This window comes from Streptomyces albidoflavus (assembly GCF_000719955.1).
GTDB classification, from domain to species: Bacteria; Actinomycetota; Actinomycetes; order Streptomycetales; family Streptomycetaceae; genus Streptomyces; species Streptomyces albidoflavus.
In genome coordinates this window covers 21,980-48,839 of record NZ_JOII01000029.1, presented here as the reverse complement: position 1 = coordinate 48,839, position 26,860 = coordinate 21,980, and the positions used below count along the sequence as shown (strand labels likewise).

25 protein-coding genes and 1 riboswitch are annotated in these 26,860 nt (G+C 74.3%); of the genes, 9 read left to right on the top strand and 16 right to left on the bottom strand.

What is annotated here, in order from left to right; genetic code table 11:
* Positions 1–46: 46 nt before the first annotated feature.
* Entirely contained in the window at positions 47–1,573 is a 1,527-nt protein-coding gene (locus IF45_RS0124655; protein ID WP_030309644.1) for an SCO1417 family PLP biosynthesis transcription factor, read from the bottom strand.
* Positions 1,574–1,672: 99 nt separating this feature from the next.
* Here IF45_RS0124655 and yczE point away from each other — a divergent pair, with 99 nt between their 5' ends.
* The 4 genes from yczE (at position 1,673) to IF45_RS0124635 (ending at position 5,122) form a co-directional block, all read left to right on the top strand.
* Positions 1,673–2,332 (top strand): membrane protein YczE, encoded by a 660-nt coding sequence (yczE, locus tag IF45_RS0124650; protein ID WP_030309642.1) that lies wholly within the window; start codon positions 1,673–1,675, stop codon positions 2,330–2,332.
* A 14-nt stretch (positions 2,333–2,346) separates the two neighbouring features.
* On the top strand, positions 2,347–3,105 hold the full coding sequence (locus tag IF45_RS0124645) for a glycerophosphodiester phosphodiesterase family protein (RefSeq protein ID WP_030309640.1): 759 nt from the start codon (positions 2,347–2,349) through the stop codon (positions 3,103–3,105).
* A 35-nt stretch (positions 3,106–3,140) separates the two neighbouring features.
* Complete coding sequence (locus tag IF45_RS0124640; RefSeq protein ID WP_030309638.1) at positions 3,141–4,493, top strand: MFS transporter; 1,353 nt, start codon at positions 3,141–3,143, stop codon at positions 4,491–4,493.
* Between the two features lie 254 nt (positions 4,494–4,747).
* Complete coding sequence (locus tag IF45_RS0124635; RefSeq protein WP_003946969.1) at positions 4,748–5,122, top strand: RNA polymerase-binding protein RbpA; 375 nt, start codon at positions 4,748–4,750, stop codon at positions 5,120–5,122.
* A 103-nt stretch (positions 5,123–5,225) separates the two neighbouring features.
* Here IF45_RS0124635 and fxsA read toward each other — a convergent pair whose 3' ends face one another.
* The 4 genes from fxsA to IF45_RS0124615 all read right to left on the bottom strand — a co-directional run bounded on the left by fxsA (position 5,226) and on the right by IF45_RS0124615 (position 9,713).
* A complete protein-coding gene (fxsA, locus tag IF45_RS0124630; protein WP_008407385.1) occupies positions 5,226–5,801 on the bottom strand; it encodes an FxsA family membrane protein in 576 nt (191 codons plus the stop codon).
* 63 nt (positions 5,802–5,864) lie between these two features.
* On the bottom strand, positions 5,865–6,653 hold the full coding sequence (locus IF45_RS0124625; protein ID WP_003946971.1) for a polyprenol monophosphomannose synthase: 789 nt from the start codon (positions 6,651–6,653) through the stop codon (positions 5,865–5,867).
* Positions 6,654–7,181: 528 nt separating this feature from the next.
* Positions 7,182–8,834 carry an amidohydrolase gene (locus tag IF45_RS0124620; protein WP_030309635.1) on the bottom strand — a complete coding sequence of 551 codons (1,653 nt, stop codon included), beginning with the start codon at positions 8,832–8,834 and terminating at the stop codon, positions 7,182–7,184.
* Between the two features lie 438 nt (positions 8,835–9,272).
* A complete protein-coding gene (locus IF45_RS0124615) occupies positions 9,273–9,713 on the bottom strand; it encodes an Lrp/AsnC family transcriptional regulator (protein WP_008407389.1) in 441 nt (146 codons plus the stop codon).
* Positions 9,714–9,976: 263 nt separating this feature from the next.
* Between IF45_RS0124615 and IF45_RS0124610 the strand changes: the two genes are divergently transcribed.
* Entirely contained in the window at positions 9,977–10,405 is a 429-nt protein-coding gene (locus tag IF45_RS0124610; protein WP_003946974.1) for a hypothetical protein, read from the top strand.
* Positions 10,406–10,735: 330 nt separating this feature from the next.
* On the opposite strand, the gene IF45_RS0124605 is transcribed toward IF45_RS0124610, so the two are convergent.
* On the bottom strand, positions 10,736–11,908 hold the full coding sequence (locus tag IF45_RS0124605) for an acyl-CoA dehydrogenase family protein (RefSeq protein WP_030309633.1): 1,173 nt from the start codon (positions 11,906–11,908) through the stop codon (positions 10,736–10,738).
* 365 nt (positions 11,909–12,273) lie between these two features.
* Here IF45_RS0124605 and IF45_RS0124600 point away from each other — a divergent pair, with 365 nt between their 5' ends.
* The gene (locus IF45_RS0124600; RefSeq protein WP_030309630.1) at positions 12,274–13,533 is read left to right on the top strand and encodes a glycoside hydrolase family 18 protein; all 1,260 of its coding nucleotides are present in this window, start codon (positions 12,274–12,276) and stop codon (positions 13,531–13,533) included.
* A 71-nt stretch (positions 13,534–13,604) separates the two neighbouring features.
* On the opposite strand, the gene IF45_RS0124595 is transcribed toward IF45_RS0124600, so the two are convergent.
* On the bottom strand, positions 13,605–14,966 hold the full coding sequence (locus tag IF45_RS0124595) for a C39 family peptidase (RefSeq protein WP_030309628.1): 1,362 nt from the start codon (positions 14,964–14,966) through the stop codon (positions 13,605–13,607).
* A gap of 260 nt (positions 14,967–15,226) precedes the next feature.
* Between IF45_RS0124595 and IF45_RS0124590 the strand changes: the two genes are divergently transcribed.
* Both IF45_RS0124590 and IF45_RS0124585 read left to right on the top strand, forming a co-directional pair.
* Positions 15,227–15,850, top strand: coding sequence for a uridine kinase family protein (locus IF45_RS0124590; RefSeq protein ID WP_008407401.1), 624 nt, complete (start codon positions 15,227–15,229; stop codon positions 15,848–15,850).
* Between the two features lie 450 nt (positions 15,851–16,300).
* Entirely contained in the window at positions 16,301–18,169 is a 1,869-nt protein-coding gene (locus tag IF45_RS0124585; protein ID WP_030309627.1) for an AAA family ATPase, read from the top strand.
* Positions 18,170–18,206: 37 nt separating this feature from the next.
* On the opposite strand, the gene IF45_RS0124580 is transcribed toward IF45_RS0124585, so the two are convergent.
* From IF45_RS0124580 to ribD, 8 genes are all read right to left on the bottom strand, one after another.
* Complete coding sequence (locus tag IF45_RS0124580) at positions 18,207–18,674, bottom strand: PH domain-containing protein (RefSeq protein WP_003946981.1); 468 nt, start codon at positions 18,672–18,674, stop codon at positions 18,207–18,209.
* 32 nt (positions 18,675–18,706) lie between these two features.
* Complete coding sequence (hisG, locus tag IF45_RS0124575; RefSeq protein WP_003946982.1) at positions 18,707–19,564, bottom strand: ATP phosphoribosyltransferase; 858 nt, start codon at positions 19,562–19,564, stop codon at positions 18,707–18,709.
* A 71-nt stretch (positions 19,565–19,635) separates the two neighbouring features.
* Positions 19,636–19,908, bottom strand: a complete 273-nt coding sequence (locus tag IF45_RS0124570) for a phosphoribosyl-ATP diphosphatase (protein WP_003946983.1) — start codon at positions 19,906–19,908, stop codon at positions 19,636–19,638.
* Positions 19,909–19,942: 34 nt separating this feature from the next.
* Positions 19,943–20,428: a 6,7-dimethyl-8-ribityllumazine synthase gene (gene ribH / locus IF45_RS0124565; protein ID WP_003946984.1), complete on the bottom strand. Its 486-nt coding sequence runs from the start codon at positions 20,426–20,428 to the stop codon at positions 19,943–19,945.
* A gap of 56 nt (positions 20,429–20,484) precedes the next feature.
* Positions 20,485–21,786 (bottom strand): bifunctional 3,4-dihydroxy-2-butanone-4-phosphate synthase/GTP cyclohydrolase II, encoded by a 1,302-nt coding sequence (locus tag IF45_RS0124560; RefSeq protein ID WP_030309626.1) that lies wholly within the window; start codon positions 21,784–21,786, stop codon positions 20,485–20,487.
* Positions 21,783–22,433 carry a nicotinamide mononucleotide transporter family protein gene (locus IF45_RS0124555; RefSeq protein ID WP_003946986.1) on the bottom strand — a complete coding sequence of 217 codons (651 nt, stop codon included), beginning with the start codon at positions 22,431–22,433 and terminating at the stop codon, positions 21,783–21,785. The genes IF45_RS0124560 and IF45_RS0124555 overlap by 4 nt, the downstream gene beginning before the upstream one ends.
* Positions 22,430–23,053, bottom strand: coding sequence for a riboflavin synthase (locus IF45_RS0124550; RefSeq protein ID WP_008406352.1), 624 nt, complete (start codon positions 23,051–23,053; stop codon positions 22,430–22,432). The genes IF45_RS0124555 and IF45_RS0124550 overlap by 4 nt, the downstream gene beginning before the upstream one ends.
* Complete coding sequence (ribD, locus tag IF45_RS0124545) at positions 23,054–24,190, bottom strand: bifunctional diaminohydroxyphosphoribosylaminopyrimidine deaminase/5-amino-6-(5-phosphoribosylamino)uracil reductase RibD (RefSeq protein ID WP_018471490.1); 1,137 nt, start codon at positions 24,188–24,190, stop codon at positions 23,054–23,056. It lies immediately after the preceding gene.
* Positions 24,191–24,333: 143 nt separating this feature from the next.
* A riboswitch (FMN riboswitch) is annotated at positions 24,334–24,464 on the bottom strand.
* 117 nt (positions 24,465–24,581) lie between these two features.
* Here ribD and IF45_RS0124540 point away from each other — a divergent pair.
* Positions 24,582–25,319, top strand: coding sequence for an SDR family oxidoreductase (locus IF45_RS0124540; RefSeq protein WP_008406356.1), 738 nt, complete (start codon positions 24,582–24,584; stop codon positions 25,317–25,319).
* Between the two features lie 246 nt (positions 25,320–25,565).
* Here IF45_RS0124540 and IF45_RS0124535 read toward each other — a convergent pair whose 3' ends face one another.
* Positions 25,566–26,762: an ROK family transcriptional regulator gene (locus IF45_RS0124535; RefSeq protein ID WP_018471488.1), complete on the bottom strand. Its 1,197-nt coding sequence runs from the start codon at positions 26,760–26,762 to the stop codon at positions 25,566–25,568.
* Positions 26,763–26,860 lie beyond the last annotated feature (98 nt).

Below are 26,860 nucleotides of genomic sequence, written 5' to 3'. Positions count from 1 at the left end.
GCCCCGCGCCCCGCGAGCCCGGCCGGCCGCGGGGCGCGCCCGTGCCTCAGGCGACGACGCTGCGCGGGGACTCCGCGCCGCCGCGCACCCCGTCCCGGACCAGCCGGGCGGCGGCGGCGAGCCGGACCGCCGCCTCGTCGGCCACCGCTCCCCCGACGGTGAACGGCAGCCGTACGTACCCCTCGAAGGCCCCGTCGACGCCGAAGCGGGGGCCGGAGGGGACGCGGATGCCGACCTGTTCGCCGAGGGCGGCGATCCGGGAGCCGGAGAGGCCGCCGGTGCGCACCCAGAGGGTGAGCCCGCCGCGCGGCACCTCGAAGCTCCAGTCGGGCAGTTCCCGGCGGACGGCGGCGACCAGGGTGTCGCGGTTCTCGCGCGCCTGGTCGCGGCGGAGCCGGACCGCCTCCTCCCAGCCGCCCCCGGAGAGCAGCCAGTGCACGGCGAGCTGTTCCAGGACGGGGGTGCCGAGGTCGGCGTAGGCGCGGGCGGAGACCAGGCGGCGGATGACGTCCGGGGCGGCCCGGACCCAGCCGATCCGCATCCCGGCCCAGAACGCCTTGCTGGCCGAGCCGACGGTGATCACGGTCGAGCCCGCCGGGTCGAAGGCGCAGACCCGGCGCGGCAGGGCCGAGGTGCCGTCGGGGGCGGGGGCCAGCTCCGGGTCGAGGGCCAGTTCGGTCATGGTCTCGTCGACGACCAGCACGGTCCCCGCCGAGCGGGCCGCCTCCACCAGGGCGCGGCGCTGCTCCTCGTCGGCGAGGGCGCCGGTCGGGTTGTGGAAGTCGGCGACGACGTAGGCGAGCCGGGGCGCGGCGTCCCGCAGCACCTGGCGCCAGCGGTCCAGGTCCCAGCCGCGCAGCTGGTCGGCCATGGCGACCGGGACCAGCCGGGCGCCCGCCTCCCGCATGAGCTGGAGGATGTTGGCGTAGCTCGGTGACTCGACGGCGATGCGCTCGCCCTGCGGGGCGAAGAGGTGGCAGATGGCGTCGATGGCGCCCATCGCCCCGGTGGTGACCATGATCTGCTCGGGCATGGTCGGGATGCCCAGCCGCGTGTACCGCTCGGCGAGCGTGGCCCGCAGGTCGGGCAGGCCCGCCGGGTAGTCCCCGTGGGTCATGGCGTACGGCGGCAGGGACTCCAGGGCGCCGGTGACGGCGCGGGTCAGCCACGGTTCGGGGGCCGGCAGCGAGGCGCAGCCGAGGTCGATCAGGGCGCCGAGCGCCTCGGGGGGCAGCGGTTCGAGGCCCCGGGCGGGCAGCGGGTTGCCGGCCGGGACGGCGGTCCAGCTGCCGGCGCCGCGCCGGGAGGCGAGGAACCCTTCGTTCCGGAGCGCCTCGTAGGCGGCGGCGACGGTGGTGCGGCTGACGGCGAGGGCGAGGGCCAGCTCGCGTTCGGCGGGGAGGCGGGCGGCGACCGGGAGGCGGCCCTCCAGGATGAGCAGGCGGACGCCGTCGGCGAGGGCGCGGTAGGCGGGCGGGCGGCGTCCGCCGGGACCGGTCCGGGTCTGCCAGGACTGCGAGGCGAGCAGGCGGGCCAGTTGAGCCGCGCCGGTCACCGAGGTCCACTCGGTCATGAAGTCAGTCCACCTTCCCCGAATTGGCCCTGTGCGGCCACCATTCGCCCGCCACAGAGTGACACGCACCAGTCCACTTTCACCACCTTGGAGGTTGTGGTGTTCCTCGCGCCGCGCCCGCACACCCGCAGGCTCCCCCGCCGCCTCTTCCAGCTGTTCACCGGCCTCACGCTGTACGGGGTGAGCGTCGCGCTGCTGGTGCGGGGCGGGCTGGGGCTGGAGCCGTGGGGGGTGTTCCAGCAGGGCCTCTCGGAGCTGACCGGGCTGACGATGGGCACGGTCTCGGTCGTGGTGGGCGCGGCGGTGCTGCTGCTGTGGATACCGCTGCGGCAGCGACCGGGCTTCGGCACGGTCTGCAACGTCTTCGTCGTCGGCCTCGCCCTGGACGTGACCCTCGCCGTCCTCCCCGCCGTCGAGCCCCTGGCCGCCCGCGTGGCGCTGATGATCTCGGGCGTCGTCCTGAACGGCGCCGCGACCGGCCTGTACATAGCCGCCCGGTTCGGCCCCGGCCCGCGCGACGGCCTGATGACCGGCCTCCACCAGGCCACCGGCCGTTCGGTGCGGCTGGTCCGCACCGGCATCGAGGTGCTGGTGGTCGCGAGCGGTTTCCTCCTCGGCGGCACCGTCGGCATCGGCACGGTGGTGTACGCCCTGTCCATAGGCCCGCTCGCCCAGTGGTTCCTGCGGCTCTTCGCGGTCCCGGCCGCATCCGCCCCGGCCCCGGCGCCCGCACCCGGCGGCGCCATACTGCGTCCGTGACCGCTTCCGCCCCTGTGGCCCGCCATCCGTACCTGGACCATCCCGGCCCGCTGCCCTTCGCCCACCGCGGCGGGGCCGCGGGCGGCCGCGAGAACACGGCCGCCGCCTTCGCGGAGGCCGTCGCGGCGGGCTACCGGTACCTGGAGACCGACGTCCACCTCACCGCCGACGGCGTGCTCGCCGCCTTCCACGACCCGACCCTGGACCGGGTGACCGACCGGGCGGGCCGCATCGCCGACCTGCCGTGGAGCGAGGTGGCCCGCGCCAGGGTGGCGGGCAGCGAACCGGTGCCGCGCTTCGAGGAACTGCTGGAACGCTTCCCCGAGGCCCGCTGGAACGTCGACGTGAAGGCGGAGCCCGCGCTGGTCCCGCTGCTGGAGCTGATCAGGCGCACCGGTGCCTGGGACCGGGTCTGCGTCGGCTCCTTCTCGGAGAGCCGGGTGGCCCGCGCCCAGCGCCTGGGCGGCCCGCGCCTGGCCACCTCGTACGGCATCGGGGGCGTCCTCGGCCTGCGGCTACGGTCCTGGGGGCTGCCGGCGCCGGTGCGCGGCTCGGCGGTCTGCGTGCAGGTCCCCGAGGCGCAGTACGGCGTCCCGGTGGTGGACCGCCGCTTCCTGCGGGCGGCGCACGCACGCGGCCTCCAGGTGCACGTCTGGACCGTCAACGACCCCCGGCGGATGGCGGCGCTCCTGGACCTCGGCGTCGATGGCATCATGACCGATCACATCGGCACACTGCGCGACGTGCTGCGCGACCGGGGGCAGTGGGCCTGAGCCGCACGCGGCGGCCAGGAGCGAGGGGGAAGACGATGAGCAGCGGGACGGTACCTGCCGAGGAGTCCGGCCGGGCGGCGGCCAGACGCCGCGAGCAGCGCGGCTGGTACGTCTACGACTGGGCCTGCTCGGTCTACTCGACCAGCGTCCTGACCGTCTTCCTCGGCCCCTACCTCACCTCGGTGGCCAAGACGGCCGCCGACTCCGAGGGATACGTCCACCCGCTCGGCATCCCGGTCGCCGCGGGCTCCTTCTTCGCCTACACCGTCTCCCTCTCGGTGATCCTGGCGATCGTGGTGATGCCGCTCGCGGGCGCCGCCGCGGACCGCACCGGGCGCAAGAAGCCGCTGCTGGCCCTCTCCGCCTACCTGGGCGCCGCCGCGACGGCCGGCATGTTCTTCCTCGACGGCGACCGCTACCTCCTGGGCGGCCTGCTACTGGTGGTCGCCAACGCCTCGCTCGCCGTCTCGATGGTCCTCTACAACTCCTACCTGCCGCAGATCGCCGAGCCGGAGGAGCGCGACGCCGTCTCCTCCAAGGGCTGGGCCTTCGGCTACGCCTCGGGCGCCCTGGTGCTGCTGGCCAACCTGGTGCTGTACACCGCGCACGACTCCTTCGGGCTGGACGAGACGACGGCGGTCCGGATCTGCCTCGCCTCGGCGGGCGTCTGGTGGGGCGCGTTCACGCTGGTCCCGCTGCGCAGGCTGCGCGACCGCCGGCTGCCCGCCGAGGCGGTAGGGGCCCGGCGCGGCGGCTGGGGCCAGCTGGTGGCGACCGTCAAGGACATGCGGCGCCATCCGCTGACCCTGGGGTTCCTGCTGGCGTACCTGATGTACAACGACGGCGTGCAGACGGTGATCAGCCAGGCGTCGGTCTTCGGCTCCGAGGAGCTGGGGCTGGACCAGTCGACACTGATCGTGGCGGTGCTGCTGGTGCAGGTCCTCGCGGTGGCGGGGGCGCTCGGCATGGGGCGGCTGGCCCGGAGCCACGGCGCGCGGAACACGATCCTGGGCTCGCTGGTGGTGTGGACGCTGATCCTGGCCGCCGGGTACTTCCTGCCGGCCGGCTCGCCCGTCTGGTTCTTCGTGCTGGCGGCCTTCATCGGCACCGTGCTGGGCGGCACCCAGGCGCTCTCCCGCTCGCTCTTCTCCCACCTGGTGCCCGCGGGCAAGGAGGCGGAGTACTTCGCGGCCTTCGAGATGAGCGACCGGGGCATGAGCTGGCTGGGCCCGCTGCTCTTCGGCCTCACCTACCAGTTCACGGGGAGCTACCGGGACGCGATCCTCTCCCTGATCCTCTTCTTCGTGATCGGTTTCGTGCTGCTGGCCCGGGTACCCGTACGCAGAGCCGTCCTGGACGCGGGCAATCCCGTGCCGGGGCGGATTTAGCGCGGACGGCAAAACGGCGGTAGTGTACGCGTTTGGCTCGCCAGGCGTACCGTTACTGCGCGTGAAATACGTGCGGTGTGGGCGCGCATCCCCTGTCAGATGTGACAAACCGGGCGATGGTGGGTACAACAAGGGGCGGCTACGACGGCGACGCATGACCCTGAACGGGAATCTTTACCGCCGACCGGACGTTGACCGGATGACGACGACAGCGACACCTGTCCTGTGGGCGACAAGCCCGGGAGGCACGATTCATGAGTGAGCGAGCTCTTCGCGGCACGCGCCTCGTGGTGACGAGCTACGAGACCGACCGCGGCATCGACCTGGCCCCGCGCCAGGCCGTGGAGTACGCATGCCAGAACGGACATCGATTCGAGATGCCGTTCTCGGTTGAGGCCGAGATTCCGCCGGAGTGGGAGTGCAAGGTCTGCGGCGCCCAGGCACTTCTGGTGGACGGCGACGGACCTGAGGAGAAGAAGGGCAAGCCCGCGCGTACGCACTGGGACATGCTGATGGAGCGGCGCACGCGGGAGGAGCTGGAGGAGGTGCTGGCCGAGCGGCTGGCGGTCCTTCGTTCCGGCGCCATGAACATCGCGGTGCACCCGCGGGACAGCCGGAAGTCCGCCTGAGGCGCTTCCGGTGCGCCTGACGCACCGTTCTCGGCCCGTGGGCCGTGCCACCTTTCACCGGGCGGCACGACCCACGGGCTTTTTCGTGCTCGGGGCCTGTGGCTCAGGGGGTGAGCGGCGGCCGGGGGTCGTCGTCGCGCCCCTCGGGCCGGGGCGGCTCGTCGTCGCGGACGACCTCGCCCTGGACGACCTTGCCGTCGGGGGCTCGCATCCGGGCCTGCTGGAAGGCGCCGCCGAAGGTGCCGGGTCCGGCCGCGGCCATCCGCCGTTCCAGTGAACGTTCGGCGCGGCGCGCCAGCGCGGTACGGACCGGGGGCAGCAGCAGGACCAGGCCGAACACGTCGGAAATCAGTCCCGGCAGGATGAGCAGCAGCCCGGCGATGAGCAGGAAGGCGTTGCCGCCGCTGCGGTCGGTCTCGGGGGTGATGCCCTGCTGCTGCTGGGCGACGGTCTCCTGGAACTTCCGCAGGGCGCGCCGGCCGGCCCGCTTGATCAGCGCGGAGCCGGCCACGACACCGGCCAGGAGCAGCAGGAACACGATGAACCCGCTGGTCGCCTCGGCGACCCGGGTGAGCAGCCAGACCTCCAGGATCAGCCACGCCACCAGGGCGAGCGGCAGGAAGGTTCTCAGGCGGGAGCGCGGAGCGTTGCGGGAGGGAGGCGGTGCGCCAGTCGTCATGCCTCCAGTGTGCCTGTCCGGTGCCCGGGACGCGGAGGCGGGATGATCAAGGCCCCGCGCGGATCAGCCCGGCGTACGCCCGAGGGCCTTGCTGACGCGGCCGCCGACGCCCCAGGCGGTGACGCGCCAGAGGGCTTCCACGACGATGTCGCGGCTCATCTTGCTGTCGCCGTGTTCGCGCTCGACGAAGGTGATGGGGACCTCCACCACCGTGCAGCCGGACTGGACGGCGCGGCGGGCGAGGTCGACCTGGAAGCAGTACCCCTGCGAGGCGACCTCGGTCAGGCCGAGCTTCTCCAGGGTCTCGCGGCGGAAGGCGCGGTAACCGCCGGTGATGTCGCGCAGCGGCACGTCCAGCAGCAGCCGCGAGTAGGTGCTGCCGCCGCGGGAGAGGAGCTGGCGGCCGCGCGGCCAGTTGACGACCCGGCCGCCGGGCACCCAGCGGGAGCCGAGGACCAGGTCGGCGCCCTTGAGGGCGGTGAGCAGGCGGGGCAGCTCCTCGGGCTGGTGGGAGCCGTCGGCGTCCATCTCGACCAGGACGCCGTACTCCCGCTCCAGACCCCAGCGGAACCCGGCGAGGTAGGCGGCGCCGAGCCCTTCCTTGCCGGCCCGGTGCAGGACGTGGACCTGCTCGTCGTCGGCGGCGAGTTCGTCGGCGATCTTCCCGGTGCCGTCGGGGCTGTTGTCGTCGGCGACCAGTACGTGGGCCTCCGGGACGGCTGCGCGGACCCGGGCGACGACAGGCGCGAGATTGTCGGCCTCGTTGTACGTCGGGATGATCACCAGCGTGGTTCCGAGCGGACCGTACTCCTCGCGCGGGGCCGCTGAAGCCCTGTCACCGCCGTCGTTCACCTTTGCCCCTTACCTGTCCGTGCACAGGGCACCACCATAATGCTCATGGTCCCGGGGGCGGAGCCGATCGGACGCCGGGAGTGCCGCGGGTGCGGGCGGGGCGCTGGGCCCGGTGCCGGGATCGGCACGGAATGGGGGCCCGGTGTCCTTCGGGCCGGCCCGGGACCCGCTGGCTGCGGGTCGACCGAAAACCGTTGTCTACTGAACCTCCGGGCCCCACCCGGGTCGCACCCGCCGGCCGGCCGGAACCTTCCCTCGTCCCCGGGCGCGGGCGCTGGGCCTGGCTCCCAGTGGCGGTGCGCCTGGTGGCGTACCGCCCCTGACCCAGTGGCGTACGGCGACGGTTCGGGGGTTCCCCGGTCGGGCGTCCAGTGGTGGACCCGGCCGAACCTACCCGTCCGCCTCGCGGTTCTGTCAACACCCGTGCCACCTGGGGCGTCTTCGGGAACGTCCAGGTCAGGGGCGGGGCGCCCGCGGCGGGGCCGGGCAGGGACGGCGGCCTGGCCCGCGGTGCGCCGCGCCGCCAGATCACTCGGGTGGGCGCACGTACACGGTCTCGCCGCCGACCACCGTCTCCAGGCAGACCGGCAGTTCGGCGCCGGGGGTGAGGTCGGGCAGCCCGGGGGTGCCGGAGCGCGGGTCGGTCGACCAGCGGGCGACCCGGTCGTCCGGGGCCTGGACCAGCAGTTCCTCGGTGCGCCAGAGTGCGTAGTCGGCGGGGGCGCCGGGGACGAGGACGCCCGCGTCGTCCCGGCCGATCGCCCGCCAGCCGCCCCGGGTGTGGGCGGTGAAGGCGGCGCGGACGGAGACGCGGTGCTCCGGGGTGCGGTGGAAGGCGGCGGCGCGGACGGCCTCCCAGGGCGCGACGGGGGTGACGGGGCTGTCGGAGCCGAAGGCGAGCGGGATGCCGGCGCGGAGCATGGCGGCGAACGGGTTGAGGGTGCGGGCGCGTTCGGTGCCGAGCCGCTGGGCGTACATGCCGTCCTCGCCGCCCCACAGGGCGTCGAAGACGGGCTGCACGGAGGCGGTGATGCCGAGTTCGGCGAGGGCGGCGAGGGTCTCGTCGGTCAGCATCTCGGCGTGCTCGACGCGGTGCCGGGCGGCCCTGATCCGGGCGAGGCCGGCCTTCTCGGCGGCGGCGCGGACGCCCTCGACGACGGCGGTCAGCGCGGCGTCCCCGATGGCGTGGAACCCCGCCTGGAGTCCGGCCTCGGTGCAGGCGACGACGTGGGCGGCGACGGCGGCGGCGTCGAGGTGGGCGGTCCCGGTGTGGCCCGCGTCCTCGTAGGGGGCGTGCAGGCAGGCGGTGTGGGAGCCGAGGGCGCCGTCCACGAACAGGTCCCCGGCGGCCCCGTGGGCCCCGAGGTCGCGGATACGGTCGATGCCCTCGGGGCCGGTGACCAGTTCGCCCCAGTAGCCGGTGACGCGCGGCCCCGCCTCCTCGGCGGCGAGCCGGAGCAGGCCGGTGAAGTCGTCCTCGCTGCTGATCTCGGGGCCCGCGCACTCGTGGAGGGAGCCGACGCCCAGGGAGGCGGCCTCCCGCAGGGCGGCGCGCTGAGCCTCGGCCCGCTGAGCGGGCGTCACGGCGCCGAGGGCGGCGGCGCGTACGGCGTGGTGGGCGTCGCCCGTGAGGGGCGCGTCCGGGCGGTATCCGGCGCGCTCGGTGACCCCGGGCACCAGGTCCAGCAGGGCGGTGCTGACGACCGCCGAGTGGACGTCGATGCGGGAGAGGTACAGGGGGCGCCCGCCGGACGCCTCGTCCAGCTGGGCGCGGCCGGGCGGGAACTGGCCGGGCCAGCGGGCGGCGTCCCAGCCGTGGCCGAGCAGCACCCGGTCGTGCGGGCGGGCCTCGGCGTGGGCGCGGACCAGGTCGAGGGCCTGCTCGACGGTGCGGGTGCCGGAGAGGTCGAGGCCGGTGCGGGCCAGGCCGGTGCTGGTGACGTGGACGTGGGCGTCGGTGAAGGCGGGGGTCACCAGGGCGCCGTCCAGGTGCACGACCTCGTCCACGCCGTCGGCGAAGGCGTCGGCGGCGCCCTCCGAGCCGACCCAGGCGACCTGGCCGCGCTCGACGACCATCGCGGTGGCGAACGGGTCGGCGGGGCTGTGCACCTCGCCGCCGCGCAGCAGCACGGTGCGGGTGGCGGAGGGCTCGGTCCGGGGCGGGGCGGTGCTGTCACTCATGCGGAACAGTCTCGCCCCTCGGAACCCGGGCACGGCGCGCGGGTCCACCTCCCGCGCGCCGTGGTGCGCTGGGGGGCGCGAGACCTCCGGCATCCGAGGACACCCCTTCAGCCTGTCCGGCGTTTGTGGACGCTTCCCAACCTCGTCCGGCGCTCGAAGACACCCTTCGCAGCCCGTCCGGCGCTTGGTGACGTACTTCCCAGCCCGTCCGGCGCTTGAGGACACGGCCCGTCCGGCATGAGGACGATCAGCCCGGCCGGCGCTTGAGGCCACCACGGGCGACCGGCCGATCCCCGCAGGTCAGGGACGGAGCCCGGCAGAAAACAGCCCGGCCGGCGCTTGAGGCCGATCGGTGACCGGCACGGTCACGGTCCGGGACGCCGCGACGGAGCCCGGCAGAACAGCCCGCCAGGGGCCCGACCCCCCGAGCGGGAGCGGTCAGAGCTGGGGCGGCCGCGCCTCGTAAGGGGTGGAGAGGACGACGGTGGTGCGGGTGGAGACGCCGGCCAGGGAGCGGACCCGGGAGAGCAGGTCCTCCAGGGCGACGGGGGCGGTGACGCGGACCTTGAGGATGTAGTTCTCGTCCCCCGCGACGCTGTGGCACGCCTCGATCTCCGGGACGCCGGCGAGGCGTTCGGCGATGTCGTCGGGGGCGCTGGGGTCGAAGGGTTTGACCGAGATGAAGGCGGTCAGCGGCAGCCCCACCGCCTCGGGGTCGACCACGGCGGCGTAGCCGCGGATCACCCCGCGCTGCTCCAGCCGGCGCACCCGCTGGTGCACGGCGGAGGTGGACAGGCCGGTGGCCTTGCCCAGGTCGGTGTAGCTCATCCGCCCGTCAGCGACGAGCAACTGCACGATCTGACGGTCCAGGTCCTCCATGGCGCAAGAACCTACAGGGCGCTCACGGCGCTCCGCAGCCGAGGACCAGCAGGCGGACGGTGGCGTACGACGGGGGCTCGCGCGCAGACGGGGGCGCGAACGTTACGCCGTTCGCGGCACAATGCGCCCGGCATGTGACCAAGGCCACATCCATGCGGCCGTGTCCTCGCCCGCGAAGTGATTACCCGTCGATCTCTCAGGGAAGTGCTTGCTGTGGCCGAGGCCGCAGTCGCCTTGTCGGCCCACCCGAGGGGGAGAATCCCATGCAGAGTGCCAAGCGTTCCCATCGCGCTGCCCGCAGCAGGCAGCAGCCCGCCGTCGAGCTGGTGCCCGACCCGGTCGAGGAGTCCGAGGAGGAGCTCGACGCGTACGAGACCTTCGGGATGTTCCGCGTCGTGTGCCCGGACTGCGCGCAGCCCATCGCCCTCCTCGCCGACGAGGAGACGCTGCCGCAGCACGCCCTGTGCGCCACCCCGTGGGACCCGTTCGGGCTCACCGTCTGCTCCGGCACCGGCCGTCCGGCCGGCGAGGCGCTGCCCGCCGGGGAGGAGACGGGCCGTCACGCCCAGGACGCCGCCGTGCTGCTGACGCTGCCGCAGACGCTGGACTGGCGGACGCAGCCCTTCTCTCACGTGGGCGGCCCCGGTTCGCGGCCGATCGGCCTCCAGCGGGTGCGCGGCCAGGCCGCCTGAGCTCCGACGTCCTGCGCGTGGCGGCGTACGCGCCGCCCGCCGGACCCCGTCGCGCCCGTGGTCCGGGCGGCCCCCGAACGGCGGCTCACCCGTGACCCCCCGGCGGGGCACGGCGTTCGCCTGGCATGACCTCTTCGCCCTCCGCGAACGGACGGCGCCGGCACGGGCTGACCGTGCCGCCGCCCAGCTCGTCGGAAGAATCGGTTCCCCCTGTGGCCGACCCGCCCATCTACCGGGCGCTGTTCCAGCAGTGGGCCCGCCACGGACGGACCCTGCCGGGCCGCCGCGACCCCGAGTGGTCCCGGCTGGCGGCGGCCCCGGTCTTCCGGTTCAGCGGCTCTCCGGCCCGGCCAGGTGACGGGCGATGACCATGCGCTGAATCTGGTTGGTGCCCTCGACGATCTGGAGCACCTTCGCCTCGCGCATCAGCCGCTCGACGGGGAAGTCGGCCGTGTAGCCGTACCCGCCGAGCACCTGGACGGCGTCGGTGGTGACCTTCATGGCCGCGTCCGTGCAGAAGAGCTTGGCCATGGCGGCCTGCCGGGAGAAGGGGAGCCCGGCGTCGCGCAGCCGCGCCGCCGCGAGGTAGAGCGCCCGTCCGGCCTCGACCTGGGTGGCCATGTCGGCGAGGAGGAAGCGCAGCCCCTGGAAGTCGGCGATCGGCCGGCCGAACTGCCGCCGGCCCGAGGCGTACTCCAGCGCGGCGTCCAGCGCGGCCTGGGCCACCCCGGTCGCGCAGGCGGCGATGCCCAGGCGCCCGGAGTCCAGGGCGGCCAGCGCCACGGCGAAGCCCTGCCCCTCGTCGCCGAGGCGGCGGTCGTCGCCGACCCGGACGCCGTCCAGGTGTATCTGGGCGGTCGGTGAGCCCTTCATGCCCATCTTCCGCTCGGGGGCGGCGGCGCTGAGGCCGGGGGCGTCGCCGGGGACGAAGAAGGCGGTGATGCCGCGCGGGCCGTCCTCACCGGTGCGGGCCATCACGGTGTAGAAGTCGGCGATCCCGCCGTGGGTGATCCATGCCTTGGAGCCGTCGATCACCCAGTCGTCGCCGTCGCGGCGGGCCCGGGTACGCAGCGAGGCCGCGTCGGAGCCGGCGGCCGGCTCGGAGAGGCCGTAGGCGCCCAGCAGGCCGCCGCCGGTCATCGCGGGCAGGTGGGCGGCGCGCTGCTCGTCGGTGCCGAAGGCGGCGAGGGCGTGGCAGGCGAGGGTGTGCACGCTGACACCGAGGCCGACGGTGAGCCGGGCGGCGGCCAGCTCCTCCAGCACCTGGAGGTAGACCTCGTAGGGCTGGTCCCCGCCCCCGTACTCGACGGGGTAGGGCAGGCCGAGCAGTCCGGACTCGGAGAGCCGGGTGAAGGTCTCGCGGGGGAAGCGGCCGGCCTCCTCCTCTTCCGCGGTGGCCGGTGCGATGTCGCGGCGGACCATCTCGCGGACGAGCGAGATCAGGTCCCGGGCCTCCTCGGTGGGCAGTTGACGGTCCACCGCCTGCGGGGCGCGGTCGTTCATGGCGGGCGCTCTCCTCCGTGTCAGGGCATGCCGGCGTCCGCGCACGGGGTGTGGCGCCATCGCCGGTCTCGCTGCCGCAGCCGGCCGGCGGTCCGGGTCGCGGACCGTCGGCCCCTGTCCCGCCCCTGTGGGGCGTGCACCGGGCCTGACCAGCGGCTGTGGCGCGTTGAGTATGCCCGATCGAGGCCCTCCCGTCACGGGTGAGCGGCCGGGACCCTCCTGGAGGACCGTCCCGCGCATTGGTACGAACCATTGACCGACTGGTCTAGTCCTCCTAAGGTTCCGGCAACGGTGAGCGAGGCGTCGCGAGCATGACAAGTGACGTCCGCCCCGCCGCCCGTCCACCTCCCCCACGAGGAGACACCATGCCCAGAACCCGTTCGCGCTCCCGCCTCACGGCCCTGCTGGCGGCCGCCACCTCCGCCGTCCTCGGCGCCGGACTCCTGGCCGGCGCCGCCACCGCCTCCGCCGAACCGGCGCCCTCCCCCACCACAGGGGCGCAGGCCGAGGCGGGGGCCCAGGCCGGCTCCAAGGTGATCGGCTACTTCACGGAATGGGGCGTCTACGACCGGAACTACCACGTCAAGAACATCGAGACCTCGGGGTCGGCCGACAAGCTCACCCACATCAACTACTCCTTCGGCAACGTCCAGGGCGGCAAGTGCGCGCTGGGCGACGGCTTCGCCGCGACCGAGAAGGCGTACACCGCCGAGGAGTCGGTGGACGGGGAGGCCGACGCCTGGGACCAGCCGCTGCGCGGCAACTTCAACCAGCTCCTGAAGCTCAAGGAGCTCCACCCCGACCTGAAGGTCCTCTGGTCCTTCGGCGGCTGGACCTGGTCGGGCGGGTTCACCGAGGCGGCGAAGGACCCGGCCGCGTTCGCCAGGTCCTGCCACGACCTGGTCGAGGACCCGCGCTGGGCCGAGGTCTTCGACGGCATCGACGTCGACTGGGAGTACCCCAACGCCTGCGGGCTGACCTGCGACGAGAGCGGCCCCGAGGCGTTCGGCGAGGTGGTCTCCGCGCTGCGCGCCGAGTTCGGCGAGGAGTACCTGGTCACCGCCGCGATCCCGGCCGACGCCTCCGAGGGCGGCAAGCTGGACGCCACCGACTACGCCGGGGCCGCGCAGTACGTCGACTGGTACAACCCGATGACCTACGACTACTACGGCGCCTGGGACGCCCAGGGCCCGACCGCCCCGCACTCGCCGCTCACGGCGTACGACTCGATCCCCGACGCCTCGTTCACCACCGAGGCGACCATCGCCAAGCTGAAGGAGGCGGGCGTCCCGGCCTCCAAGCTCCTCCTCGGCCTCGGCTTCTACGGGCGCGGCTGGTCCGGGGTCACCGAGGAGGCACCGGGCGGCAGCGCGAGCGGTCCCGCCTCCGGCGTGTACGAGCAGGGCATCGAGGACTACAAGGTGCTCAAGGAGCGCTGCCCGGCGACCGGTGAGGCCGGCGGGACGGCGTACGCGCTCTGCGGTGGCGAGTGGTGGAGCTACGACACGCCCGCGACCATCGCCGGGAAGATGGCCTTCAAGGAGCGTGAGGGCCTGGCCGGCACCTTCTTCTGGGAGCTGAGCGGGGACACCGCCGACGGTGAGCTGATCCGCGCGATCGACTGACCACCGGGCGGGAAGCGCCGAAGGGGGCGCGGGCCGGCCGGCCCGCGCCCCCTTCGGCGTGCTGGTCCGCGTCAGCGGATGCCGACCGAGGCGAGCGCGGCACGCTGGGCGGCGCTCGCGTCGGCGGGGAAGTACAGGTAGCAGACGCCTCCGGTACCGGAGAGGACCCGCCCGTCGGCGGCGTACCGCTTGGTGCGGAGCCAGATGTTGGACCACTCGGTGCGGTCGTAGACCCGGCGGACCGCCTCGTTGCTGGGCGAGGCCGGGTCGTTGGCGATGATGTCGCCCGCCTCGGTGAAGCCGATGACGGTCATCAGGTGGCCGGAGGTGCCGTACCCCGCTCCGGTCAGTTCCTCGGCGAGGAAGGACTGCGAGGTGATGACCGGGATGCCGGCGCTGACCAGCCGGTGCAGGTCGCTGAGGGAGCCGAGCCGGGTGACGACGGCGCGCAGGTCGTCGTAGGTGGCGGCGTAGGCGGCGTTGAAGGGCCAGTTGCCGCACCCCTCGTACTGGTAGTCGTAGGTGAAGCGGGCCGCGTGGCAGACCTGCGGGTCGTCGTAGTCCGGGTTGACCCAGGCCAGGTCCTCGGCGGTGGGGCGGCGGCCCCAGTACTCGATGATCATCTGCGAGGAGGTGGGGCTGCACCACGCCTCGCCGCCGTTGTCGTACTCCGGGTACTGGCCGACGTGGGTGTTCTGCGAGTAGCGCGGCACGGCCAGTTCGCGGGCGCGGCCGGGGCTGGTCGCGGGGACGGTGAAGCGGTCGGGGATGTCGGAGGTCATCGCCCCGGCCCGCCAGACGACGGGCGTGGCACCGCTGCCCGGGGTGCGGTAGAGCGTCAGGCGCAGGCGGTACGCGACGATCCGGGTGCCGGAGGCGGCGTCGTCCACCGAGACCGTGTCGGTCCAGACGCTGGTGCGGTCGTCGCCCTGGTCGTCGACGGAGGTGCGCCGGATGTCCTGATCGCCCGAGGCCCACCGACCGAGCACGTACCAGGGGGTGCGGGCGCCGTCCGCGTAGACGCCCTCCGCCTCGATCTGGAGCCAGGTCCCGGCCGGGGTACGGGCGTTCCAGGAGGCGATCAGCTCGGTGGCGGGGACCTTGCTGCGGTGCAGCGGGGAGGTCCAGGTGGCGTACTCCCAGGCGGCGGCGGTGCCGGTGTGCGGGTCGGCGTACTCGGCGACCCCGGCCGGCGCGGCGATGCGGATGCCGGGGCGGGACCCGGCGACGACGCGGATGCCGGAGGCGCGGCCCTGGAGCCAGTCGGAGGCGGTGCTCCAGAAGTGGTTGTCGATGGTGGCGGGCTCCTGCCGCCCGGCGGCCGAGGGGCGCGGGAGCGCGCCGGAGGCGGCGGCGGGGCCGGCGGCCGCGGTGGCGGCGACGGCTGCGGCGGCCGTCAGCAGGGCCCTGCGGGGGAGTTCGGATCGGGTCATGGGAGGTCCCCCAGTCGACGTCGGATCAGCACGAAAAGCACGGCAGGTGCACGACAAGTGCCCACTATGGCCGGTGCCTCAACCCTTCTGCCAGTCTTCCCGGCTGCCAGGGGTGGACCAATATTGGCCTGAACCACTGGCACCCCGGCCGCGCCGCGCGGGTCCCGCTCCGCACCCCACCCGGGCGGCGGCGCCGGGCCCGGGCAGGGCCACGCCCACCCTCACCGCCCCGGCGCGAGCCGCCCCCGTACGCTGACGCGGTGCGACAGGACCCCCTCGGCAGCCCCGGCCCCCTCCCCCGCCTCGCCGCCGAGGTACGGGCGGCCCGCCCCTCCCTCGGCCCGGTCCGGCTCGTCGCCGTGGACGGGCACGCCGGGTCGGGCAAGACCACCTTCGCGGGGCAGCTGGCCGAGGCGCTCGGCGGGGCGCCCGTCCTCCACCTGGACGACCTCGCCACCCACGAGGAGCCGTTCGCCTGGACGGCGCGGCTGCGCGAGCAGGTACTGGCCCCGCTCGGCAGGGGCGAGGAGGCCCGCTACCGGCCCTACGACTGGCACCGCCGCGCCTTCGGCCCGCCCCGGCCGCTGCCGGCGGCCCCGGTGGTCCTGCTCGAAGGGGTGGGCGCGGGCCGCCGCGCGGTGCGGCCGGTACTGGCCCGGCTGCTGTGGATGGAGGTCGACGCCCGGACCGCGCACGGGCGGGGCCAGGCGCGGGACGGGGCGGAACAGGCCGCCTTCTGGCGCGGGTGGGTCCCGGCCGAGCGACGGCACTTCGCCTCCGACCCCTCGCGGCCCTTCGCCGACACGCTGGTGCGGCCCGGCGCGGCCGAACCGGCGCTTCTTTCCGGCCCCGGTCGCGACGGCCGCCAACCCCCTTCTCCGTAACGGTGGGTGACGCTCCGTCGGCGCTGCGCCGATCTTGACCGAAAGCCCGTCAGCCGGGGCTCACGGCCGCTTGACCGGGGCCCGGTGCAGGTCATACGTTCTGCGGGAGCGGTCCGAGCGGGGCCGCTCCCGCAGACACGAAGCCCCCGGTTGTTCCCCCGTGACCGGGGGCTTCGTTCTGCCCGCACCCCCGTTTCGTACCGCTTTGCGCAGGCGCCCGCTCACCCACCGTCACCACGAGCCCCGCGACTCCCCCGCCGACGCACCTCCGCGGCGCGGCCACGTCCCCTTCGGCCACCCCCCTCCCACAGGTACGATGCCCCTCGGTGCGACCTCGGACGGCTCGCCGTTCCGGCGGGCAACGACCGTGCGCGGGAGGGTGGTTGGCTGGAGGGTCAGTCGTCCGCCGGGGCCCGGCGGGACACCAGGGGGCAGTTTGTGGGGGACGTGATGGACTTCGGCACGCAGGGCTCTCGGGCCCCGGCCGACCTCGCCTGGCTGCGAGGGGTCGACGCCTACACGATGGGCGCGTATCCGCAGGCCGAGGAGGAGTTCCGGGAAGCGGTCCGGCTGGACCCCCGGATGGCCGACGGCTGGCTCGGGCTGCACGCCCTGCGCATCGACACCACCACCGCGCTGCTCCACATGTACGAGCACCGCGACCGCTTCGGCGAGCAGCGCGCCCGCCACCGTCGCACCCTCAACTCCTGGTACTGGCTCGGCTGGTGGGTCCAGCCCGTGCTGGAGAGCAGCCGGGACCTGCTGCTCGCCCACGCCTCGCACTGGCTCGACGGGCGCCATGTGCCGGAGCTGGACCGGGCGCTGGCGGGGCTGCCGCCGGTCGAGGCCGACGCCCAGGTGCGCTTCCTGCACGCCTGCCGGGCCTACCTGGTCAAGGACTGGGAGCAGCTGGTCCGCCACACCGACCCGTTGCGCGACGATCCGCTGCTGGGCATCGAGGCCGGTCTCTTCGGCGGCATGGCGCGGGTGCGGCTGGAGATGTTCGGCCACGCCGAACCGCTGCTCTCGGCGGCGCTGATGCGCTGTCGCAGCGAGCAGCCGCAGCGCAAGGAGTTGCGGTACTGGCTGGCCCGCGCCCACGAGGGCACCGGCCGGTCGGCGGCGGCGCTGCCGCTCTACCGGGCCGTGCACCGGGTGGACCCCGCCTTCATGGACACCGCGGCCCGGCTGGCGGCCATCACCGAGGGGGACGGGTACGCGGACCTGGCCGACGCGGTGGACCTCTCCACGGTGGCGGTGGCGCAGAACGTGGAGGCGCCCGAGCAGGCGGAGCCGGGGTACGGCACCGACCCGGGCGGCCGCGAGCTGCGGACGGAGGCGGTCCCCGACCCGGTGGCCGTGCCCGTACCGCCGGACGCCGCCCGCGAGAAGGCGGCCTCCGCCCGGCGGCCCGGCGGCTGGCTGCCGACCGGTTCGGCCGACCCGGTGGCGCTGGAGCAGGCCCTCGCCGAGCTGGAGCGGATGGTGGGTCTTGAGCCCGTCAAACGCCAGGTGAAGGCCTTGTCGGCGCAGCTCAACATGGCCCGGCTGCGGGCCGGGCAGGGACTGCCGGTGCGGCCCCCGAAGCGCCATTTCGTCTTCTCCGGCCCCTCCGGCACCGGCAAGACCACGGTGGCCCGCATCCTGGGCCGGGTCTTCTACGCGCTGGGGCTGCTGGGCGGCGACCACCTGGTGGAGGCGCAGCGCTCGGACCTGGTCGGCGAGTACCTGGGCCAGACCGCGGTGAAGGCCAACGAGCTGATCGACTCGGCGCTGGGCGGCGTCCTCTTCGTCGACGAGGCGTACAGCCTCTCCAACGGCGCCTACGGGCGCGGGGACGCCTACGGCGACGAGGCGCTCCAGGTGCTGCTGAAGCGGGCCGAGGACAACCGGGACCGGCTGGTGGTGATCCTGGCCGGCTATCCGGAGGGCATGGACCAGTTACTGACCGCCAACCCGGGACTCGGTTCGCGCTTCACCACCCGCGTCGACTTCCCCTCGTACCGGCCCGCCGAGCTGACCGCGATCGGCGGGGTGCTGGCGGCGGAGAACGGCGACGGCTGGGACGAGGAGGCGCTGGAGGAGCTGCGCTCCATCAGCGGGCACGTGGTCGAGCAGGGCTGGATCGACGAACTCGGCAACGGCCGCTTCCTGCGCACCCTGTACGAGAAGAGCTGCGCCTACCGGGACCTGCGGCTGACCGCCTTCCCGCACACCCCCGGCCGGGAGGACCTGGCCACCCTGCGGCTGCCGGACCTGATGCAGGCGTACGGCGAGGTGCTGTCGGGGCGCGGACCGCAGAACCCGCCGGCGCTGTAGCGGCGACGGCGGGTCCGGGGTACGGCGGTGGTGCGGGTCAGCCGCCGGAGGGCAGCTCGCTGGAGTGGCGTTCGGCCAGGGCGCGCAGGAGGCGGGCGTCGCGGACGGCGGCGGCGCGGCCGTTGCCGGGCTGGATGCCGAGGACCGGCATGCTGGTGCCGTCGCTGAGGTCGAGGAAGACCCAGGCGTCGCCGGTCCGCAGGTTGACCCGGACGATCTCCGCCCAGGCGAGGCGCCGGACCCGGGTGATGTTGACGACGGTGACCCCGTCCTCGTCGGCCCGCACGCGGGGCCTGGCCAGCAGGACCAGGATGCCCGCGAGCAGGGCGGCGGTGAAGACGAAGCTGGTCTTCTCGGCGGGACTGAGGCTGTCCAGGAGCAGCGCGACGGCGCTGACCACGACGAAGATCGCGACCGCCGCGGCAAGGAGCACCGCCCGGGTCTTCGCCGGCCGGAAGTCGACGGGCAGCGGGGGGAGTTCGGGGGTGCCGTGCTCGGTGCTCATGGCTGGCTCCGGGAGTCCGTCGTGCCGGGGGCTCAGAGCCGGCAGGCGTGGATGGCGGTGGTGAGGATGGCGCGGGCGCCCAGGGCGTAGAGGTCGTCCATGATGCGCTGGGCGTCCTTGGCGGGGACCATGGCGCGGACCGCGACCCAGCCCTCGTTGTGCAGCGGGGAGACGGTGGGCGACTCCAGGCCGGGGGTGAGGGCGACGGCCTGCTCCAGGTGCTCGGCGCGGCAGTCGTAGTCCATCATCACGTAGGCGCGGGCGACCAGGACGCCCTGGATGCGGCGGAGGAACTGCTGCACCTTGGGCTCGGCGGCGTCCTCGGAGCCGGCGCCGGTGCGGCGGATGACGACCGCCTCGGAGTGCATGATCGGCTCGCCGAAGACCTCCAGGCCCGCGTTGCGCAGGGAGGTGCCGGTCTCCACCACGTCGGCGATGACCTGGGCCACGCCCAGCTCGATGGCGGTCTCCACGGCGCCGTCGAGGTGGACGACGGAGGCGTCGACCCCGTGCTCCGCCAGGTGGCGGGCGACGATGCCCTCGTAGGAGGTGGCGACGGTGCGGCCCTTGAGGTCGTCGGCGGACTCGGCGGTGCCGGGCCGGGCGGCGAACCGGAAGGTGGAGCGGGCGAAGCCGAGCGGGAGGATCTCCTCCGCGTCGGCGCCGGAGTCCACCAGCAGGTCGCGGCCGGTGATGCCGATGTCGAGGCGGCCGGTGGCGACGTAGATCGCAATGTCGCGCGGGCGCAGGTAGAAGAACTCGACCTCGTTGACCGGGTCGACCAGGACGAGTTCCTTGGACTCCTTGCGCTGCTGGTATCCGGCCTCATGGAGGATCGCCGACGCAGGTCCGGAGAGAGAACCCTTGTTCGGGACGGCGATGCGCAGCATGAGGACGGACCCTTCGTGCGGGAGAGAGTGCGGTACGGAGAAAGGAGCGGGAGGAGCGCGGGGCGGGGCGCTCAGAGATGGGCGTACACGTCGTCGAGGGAGATGCCGCGGGCGACCATCATCACCTGTACGTGGTACAGGAGCTGGGAGATCTCCTCGGCGGCGGCTTCCTTGCCCTCGTACTCGGCGGCCATCCACACCTCGGCGGCCTCTTCGACGACCTTCTTGCCGATGGCATGGACGCCCTTGTCCACCAGTTCGGCGGTGCGGGAGGTGGTGGGGTCGCCGTGCGCGGCCTTCTGCTGGAGCTCGGTGAAGAGCTCCTCGAACGTCTTCTTGGACATGGTGTCCCCCACCCTACGCGCTTCCCGGGAGCGGTCAGCGCCAGGGTTCGGCGACGGTCCGCAGCGCGGCGGCGGTGGCGACGGCGGCGGTGACCGCTTCGTGCCCCTTGTCCTCGCTGGAGCCGGCGATACCGGCCCGGTCGAGCGCCTGCTCCTCGGTGTCGCAGGTGAGGACGCCGAAGCCGACGGGGACGCCGGTGTCGACGGAGACCTGGGTGAGCCCCTGGGTGACCCCCTGGCACACGTACTCGAAGTGGGGGGTGCCGCCGCGGATGACGACGCCGAGGGCGACGATCGCGTCGTAGCCGCGCGAGGCCAGCACCTTGGCGACGACGGGGAGTTCGAAGCTGCCGGGGACCCGCAGCAGGGTGGGCTCGCTGATGCCCAGTTCGCCGAGGGCGCGCAGGGCGCCGTCGACCAGGCCGTCCATGACCTGCTCGTGCCACTGCGCGGCGATCACCGCGACCCGCAGGTCCTGGCAGTTCTTCACACTCAGTTCGGGGGCGCCCTTGCCGCTCACTCGCTTCTCCTCGTGGTCGTGTCGTGGTCGTGGTGGGTGTCGGGGTGACGTACGTGCTACTGGTTGCCGCAGGATCCGGTGGGGGCCGGGGGGCGGCCCTCCAGCCAGGGCAGGTCGTGGCCCATGCGGTCGCGCTTGGTACGCAGGTACCGCAGGTTGTGCTCGCCCGCCTGGACCGGCAGCGGTTCGCGGCCGGTGACGCGCAGGCCGTGCCGGGTCAGGGCGGCGGACTTGTCGGGGTTGTTGGTGAGCAGGCGCAGGCTGCGGACGCCGAGGTCGGTGAGGATCTGCGCGCCGGCCGCGTAGTCGCGGGCGTCGGCGGGCAGCCCCAGCTCGGTGTTGGCGTCCAGGGTGTCCCGGCCCAGCTCCTGGAGTTCGTAGGCGCGGAGCTTGGAGAGCAGGCCGATGCCGCGCCCCTCGTGGCCGCGGAGGTAGACGACGACGCCCCGGCCGTCCTCGACGACGCGGTCCATGGACTTCTGCAGCTGGGGGCCGCAGTCGCAGCGCTGGGAGTGGAAGATGTCGCCGGTCAGGCACTCGGAGTGGAGCCGCACCAGGACGTCCTCGCCGTCGCCGAGGTCGCCGTGGACGAGGGCGACGTGCTCGACGCCGTCGACGGTGGAGCGGTAGCCGTAGGCGGTGAAGTCGCCGGAGGCGGTGGGCAGCCGGACGGTGGCCTCGCGGCGGACGGTCGGCTCGCTGCTGCGGCGGTAGGCGATCAGGTCCTCGATGGAGATGATCGACAGGCCGTGCTTGCGGGCGAAGGGGACCAGCTCGGGCAGGCGCAGCATGGTGCCGTCCTCGCCCGCGATCTCCACGATGGCCCCGGCGGGGCGCAGTCCGGCGAGCCGGGCGAGGTCGACGGCGGCCTCGGTGTGGCCGGGGCGGACCAGGACGCCGCCGGGCTTGGCGCGCAGCGGGAAGACGTGGCCGGGGCGGACCAGGTCGTCGGCGGTGGTCGTCGCGTGGGCGAGCAGCCGCAGGGTGGTGGCGCGGTCGGCGGCGGAGATGCCGGTGGTGACGCCGTGGGCGGCGCTGCCGTCGACCGAGACGGTGAAGGCCGTCTGCATGGACTCGGTGTTGGTGGCGACCATCTGCGGCAGGTCCAGCCGGTCCAGGTCCGGGCCCTCCAGGGGCGCGCAGATCAGTCCGCGGCACTCGCTCATCATGAAGGCGACGACCTCGGGGGTGGCCTTCTCGGCGGCGATGACGAGGTCGCCCTCGTTCTCGCGGTCCTCGTCGTCCACCACGACGACGGGCCGGCCGGCGGCGATGTCGGCGACGGCCTGCTCGACCGGGTCGAGGACCAGCCGCTCCTCGGCCGGGCCGGGGCGGTAGCTGTCGTGGCCAGCACTCATGCCGGTGCTCCTTCCAGTGCGGCGGCGGTGGCGCGGGAGCGCTGCCACCAGTCGCGCATGCCCCACAGGACGAGGGCGAGGTAGATCACGTAGACCAGGCCGGAGAAGGCCAGGCCGCTGCTGAAGGCGAGGGGGACGCCGACGATGTCGACGAGGAGCCAGGCGAACCAGAACTCGACCAGTCCGCGGGCCTGCGCGACCATCGCGGCGAGGGTGCCGACGAAGATGTACGCGTCGGGCCACGGGTTCCAGGAGAGGGTCGGCACGGCGGTGAAGAGGAGGCCGACCGCGAGGGTTCCGGCGGCCGTCCCGGCGAGGAGCAGGCCGCGCTCGCGCCAGGTGGCGAAGCGGACCGCGATGGAGCCGTCCTGGGCCTGCTGCTTGCCCCGGTTCCACTGCCGCCAGCCCCACAGGGCGACGCCGATGACCAGGAGCTGCTTGCCGACGCCGCCGCTGAGCTGGGCCGAGGCGTAGGCGCCGACCAGGATCAGGCCGGAGAGGAACTGGGCCGGCCAGGTCCATATGGAGCGCCGCCAGCCGAGGGCGAGGGCGATCAGGCCGACGGTGTTGCCGACCATGTCGGACCAGATGACGTGCTGGCCGAAAGCGGTGAACGCCTCCGTGTTGAGCCAGTCGAAGGCGCTCACCGGGACTCCTCCCCGGCGGTGGCGGGGGCGGCGCGGTGGCCGAGCATCCGCTCGACGTACTTGGCGATCACGTCGACCTCCAGGTTGACCGGGTCGCCGGGCTGCTTGTGGCCGAGGGTGGTCAGGGCGAGGGTGGTCGGGATGAGGCTGATGGTGAAGTGCTCCTCGCCCGCCTCGACCACGGTCAGGCTGACGCCGTCCACGGTGATCGAGCCCTTCTCCACGACGTACCGCGCCAGGTGGGCGGGGAGGGAGACGGTGACCAGTTCCCAGTGTGCGGAGGGCTCGCGGGCGGTGAGGGTGCCGACGCCGTCCACGTGGCCCTGGACGAGGTGGCCGCCGAGGCGGCCGCCGACGGCGGTGGGGCGTTCGAGGTTGACGCGGGAGCCGGGGGCGAGCGCGCCGAGGCTGGAGCGGGTGAGGGTCTCGGCCATCACGTCGGCGGTGAAGGAGTCACTGTCGTGGTCGACCACGGTCAGGCAGACGCCGTTGACGGCGATGGAGTCGCCGTGCCGGGCGCCTTCGGTGACGACCGGGCCGCGCAGCCGGAAGCGGGCGGCGTCACCGAGGTCCTCGACGGCGGTGACTTCCCCGAGTTCTTCGACGATTCCGGTGAACACTCAGTGCTCCTTCGTGAGGGGGGTGGCGGGGACGGCGGTGATCCGCAGGTCGGGTCCGATGCGGCGGGCGTCGGTGATGTCGAGTCGCAACGCGTCGGCGATGGTGGAGATTCCGCCGCCGGTCAGCACCTGCGGCCCGGCGCCGAGCAGCGCGGGCGCCAGGTAGCCGACGACCCGGTCGACGGCCCCGGCGGCGACGAAGGCACCGGCCAGCCGCGCCCCGCCCTCCAGCAGGACCGAGCGGACGGAGCGGGCGTGCAGGGCGGCGAGGAGCGCGGTGAGGTCGAGGCCGCCGCCGGTCCGCGGCAGGCGCAGGAGCTCGGCGTGCGGGTGGCCTTCGAGGTGCCGGGCGTCGGCGTCCTCGGCCACCGCGACCAGGGTGGGCGCGGCGTCGTCGAGGACGCGGGCGCCGGGGCGTACGGCGGTGGCGTCGCTGTCCAGGACGATCCGCAGGGGCTGTACGGGCGCGGGGGCGTCCGGCGCCGGGGCGGGGAGCCGGGCGGCGAGGTGCGGGTCGTCGGCGCGGGCGGTGCCGGCGCCGACCAGGACCGCGTCGGCCTCGGCGCGCAGGCGGTGGACGTCGGCGCGGGCCTCGGCGGAGGTGATCCAGCGGCTGGTGGAGTCGGCGGCGGCGGTGCGGCCGTCGAGGGTGGCCGCGTACTTCCAGGTCACGTGGGGGCGGCCGCGGCGGACCGAGGTGAGCCAGGCGGCGTTGACCTGCTCGGCCTCGGCGGCGAGGAGCCCCTGGCCGGTCTCGGCGCCCGCGGCGCGCAGGGTGGCGGCGCCGCCCTCGGCCAGCGGGTCCGGGTCGGCGACCGCGTACACGACGCGGCTGATCCCGGCGTCGAGGAGGGCCTGGGCACAGGGGCCGGTGCGGCCGGTGTGGTTGCAGGGCTCCAGGGTGACGAGCGCGGTGCCGCCACGGGCCCGGTCGCCCGCCTCGCGCAGGGCGTGGATCTCGGCGTGCGGGCCGCCGGCCCGCCGGTGCCAGCCCTCGCCGGCCTGCTCGCCGTGGGCGTCGAGGACGACGCAGCCGACGACGGGGTTGGGGCTTGTGGTGCCGAGACCGCGTGCGGCGAGTTCCAGGGCGCGGCGCATCGCGACGCGTTCCCGCTCGTTCGCCTGGGGGGTGGCCACCCGGGTCCTCCTGCCTCTTCGGGCACGGACTCCGGGGCCTGTCGTGAAGACAGCGACACGGACGACGGCACGCACGACGCCGGACAGAACCGGTCCCGGGAGTTCTCCCGCGAACACGGCCTACGGCGGCACGTCCTCGCCCGCCGCGCACTGCCTCCCATCCGGACTTTCACCGTCGGTCCAGGAATTCCACCTGGTCAACCGCCCACTGGATGCGGACGGGTCGCGGACTGTTACCGCCGGTTCGGAATTACACCGACCCCGGAGTGCGCTGCTTGACTACTCCCGCCAGTGTGCCACGCCGGTCAAGGGCCGTCGTCCGCCTGTGGTCCGACTCACAGGCTCGCCGACCGGCGCGCGAGCGGGCCCCGGCGGTGCCAGGCTGGCGTCCATGACGACGATTCTGGTCACGGGCGGGACGGGAAAACTGGGGCGGCCGCTGGTGGCGCGGCTCCGCGAGGACGGGCAGGACGTACGGGTGCTGAGCCGCCGCGATCCGCACCATCCGGTCGATCTGCGCAAGGGCCAGGGGCTCGACGCGGCGCTGGCCGGAGTGGGGACCGTGGTGCACTGCGCCTCCTCCCCGATGGGCGGCGACGCGGAGGCGGCCGGGAATCTGCTGGCCGCCGCGGGCCGGGCCGGGGTGGAGCACCTGGTGTACATCTCGATCGTCGGGGTGGACCAGATCCCGTACCCGTACTACCGGGTGAAGCACCAGGTCGAGCGGATGGTCGAGGAGTCGGGTATCGGGTGGACGGTGCTGCGGGCCACCCAGTTCCACGATCTGGTGCGGTCCGTGCTGCGGGCGCTGGGGCGGCCGCCGGTGATGCTGCTGCCGAAGGGGCTCCAGGATCAGCCGGTGGCGGTCGAGGAGGTGGCGGGACGGCTCGCCGAGCTGGCGCTCGGGGGGCCCGCGGGGCGGGTGGCCGACCTGGGCGGGCCCGAGGTGCGGGATCTGGAGTCGCTGGCGGACGCGTGGGAGGCGGCCTCCGGCCGGGGGCGTAAGCGGGTGGGGGTGCCCCTGGCGGGGCGGGCCTATCGGGCGTTCCGGGAGGGGAAGCATCTGGCTCCCGGCGGGGACAAGGGGGTCGTCACCTTCGAGGAGTTCCTGGCGGAGCGGGGGGCCTGAGAGCTGGGCTCTGGCTCTCCGGCCCGGGTGGGGTGCGGCTGCGCCGGGCCGCGTGCCCGTGGTGCGACGGTGGCCGTCACTGATGGCCTCAGGCGCCGGCCGGGCTGAGGGGTGGCTTGGACGCGTGGTGTCGTCGGCAGCTTGAGCGCCGTTTCATGGCGGCTCACCGATGGCCTCAAACGCCGGCCGGGCTCATGGGTGCGGCAGGGCTCATGGGTGCGGCCGGGCTCATGGGTGCGGCCGGGCTCACGAGGCTGCCGGGAATACCGCGTCGCGGGCGTCCTCCTGGGCTGTGAGGAGGGCGCCGGTGAGGACGGCTGTGCCGCCGAGGCGGGTGGGGCGGACGTCGGTGCGGAGGGGGGAGAGGGCGGCGAGGCGCTTGCCGACGCGGGCGGCGAGGGCTTCGCCGCCCGCCTCGCCGGTCTCGCCGGCGAGGACGACGCAGCCGGGGTCCAGGACGGCGGCGACGGCGGCGGCGCCCAGGGCGACACGGTCGGCCAGCTCGTCCAGGAAGAGTTCCCCGGCGGTGCCCGCCTCGAAGGCGGCGCGGACGGCGGTCGCGGAGGCGGGCTCCTCGCGGCCGTCGGCGTCGTCGCGGGCGCCGGTGACGGGGATCCCGTGGCGGCGGGCCAGTTCGTGCACGGCCGCCGCCCCGGCCAGGGAGTGGAAGCCGCCGCCACAGTCGGTGGCCGAGGGCAGGGAGGAGGTCAGCGGGACGGGCAGGAAACCGATCTCGCCCGCTCCTCCCCCGGCGCCGCGCCGGAGCGTCCCGTCGAGGACGACGGCGGCGCCGACGCCGTGGCCGAGCCAGAGCAGGACGAAGGTGTCGTGGTCCTGGGCCGCGCCGTGGCGGCGTTCGGCGACGGCGGCGAGGTTGGTCTCGTTCTCGACCAGGACGCGGGCCGAGCGGTGGCCCTGGAGGGCGCGGACCAGGCGCCGGTGCCAGCCGGGCAGCCCGGTGGAGTCGCGCAGTTCGCCGGTGGCGGGGTCGACCAGGCCGGGCGCGCCGACGCAGACGCTCTGCAGCTCGTCCACGCCCACCTCGGCCAGGGTGGCGTCGAGGAGGCTGACGGCGCGTTCCACGGCGGGCACGGTCCCGAGGGCTCCGTCGATGGGCAGCCGCGCCTCGGCGAGCGGGGTGCCCAGGAGGTCGGTGACGACGAGGGCGAGGCCGCTGGTCCGCACGTCGAGGGCGGCGAGGTGGGCCCGCTCGGCGACCAGTCCGTAGAGGCGGGCGTTGGGCCCGCGCCGGTCGGCGCCGCTCTCCCCCACGATCCGGATCAGCCCGGCACCGGTGAGCCGGTCGACCAGGTCCGCGACGGTGGGCCGGGAGAGGCCGGTCAGCTCCTTGAGGCGGGCCGCGGTGAGCGGCCCCTCGCGCAGGAGGTGGTCGAGGGCGAGCCGGTCGTTGATGACCCGGGCGGTACGCGGTGAGGCGGGCATGCCGCGATCCTTCCAGAAACCACTTATCTATCAGGCAGGGTTCCTGATAGTTTACCGCCCGGCACGTCGACCGGACCGTCCGGACGGGTCCGTGCCGA

Coding starts and splice junctions, on each gene's coding strand:
- IF45_RS0124655 (WP_030309644.1), bottom strand. CDS start 1,573: ATGACCGAGTGGACCTCGGTGACCGGCGCGGCTCAACTGGCCCGCCTG.
- IF45_RS0124640 (WP_030309638.1), top strand. CDS start 3,141: ATGAGCAGCGGGACGGTACCTGCCGAGGAGTCCGGCCGGGCGGCGGCC.
- IF45_RS0124635 (WP_003946969.1), top strand. CDS start 4,748: ATGAGTGAGCGAGCTCTTCGCGGCACGCGCCTCGTGGTGACGAGCTAC.
- fxsA (WP_008407385.1), bottom strand. CDS start 5,801: ATGACGACTGGCGCACCGCCTCCCTCCCGCAACGCTCCGCGCTCCCGC.
- IF45_RS0124620 (WP_030309635.1), bottom strand. CDS start 8,834: ATGAGTGACAGCACCGCCCCGCCCCGGACCGAGCCCTCCGCCACCCGC.
- IF45_RS0124615 (WP_008407389.1), bottom strand. CDS start 9,713: ATGGAGGACCTGGACCGTCAGATCGTGCAGTTGCTCGTCGCTGACGGG.
- IF45_RS0124610 (WP_003946974.1), top strand. CDS start 9,977: ATGCAGAGTGCCAAGCGTTCCCATCGCGCTGCCCGCAGCAGGCAGCAG.
- IF45_RS0124605 (WP_030309633.1), bottom strand. CDS start 11,908: ATGAACGACCGCGCCCCGCAGGCGGTGGACCGTCAACTGCCCACCGAG.
- IF45_RS0124600 (WP_030309630.1), top strand. CDS start 12,274: ATGCCCAGAACCCGTTCGCGCTCCCGCCTCACGGCCCTGCTGGCGGCC.
- IF45_RS0124595 (WP_030309628.1), bottom strand. CDS start 14,966: ATGACCCGATCCGAACTCCCCCGCAGGGCCCTGCTGACGGCCGCCGCA.
- IF45_RS0124585 (WP_030309627.1), top strand. CDS start 16,301: ATGGACTTCGGCACGCAGGGCTCTCGGGCCCCGGCCGACCTCGCCTGG.
- IF45_RS0124580 (WP_003946981.1), bottom strand. CDS start 18,674: ATGAGCACCGAGCACGGCACCCCCGAACTCCCCCCGCTGCCCGTCGAC.
- hisG (WP_003946982.1), bottom strand. CDS start 19,564: ATGCTGCGCATCGCCGTCCCGAACAAGGGTTCTCTCTCCGGACCTGCG.
- IF45_RS0124570 (WP_003946983.1), bottom strand. CDS start 19,908: ATGTCCAAGAAGACGTTCGAGGAGCTCTTCACCGAGCTCCAGCAGAAG.
- IF45_RS0124560 (WP_030309626.1), bottom strand. CDS start 21,786: ATGAGTGCTGGCCACGACAGCTACCGCCCCGGCCCGGCCGAGGAGCGG.
- IF45_RS0124540 (WP_008406356.1), top strand. CDS start 24,582: ATGACGACGATTCTGGTCACGGGCGGGACGGGAAAACTGGGGCGGCCG.
- IF45_RS0124535 (WP_018471488.1), bottom strand. CDS start 26,762: ATGCCCGCCTCACCGCGTACCGCCCGGGTCATCAACGACCGGCTCGCC.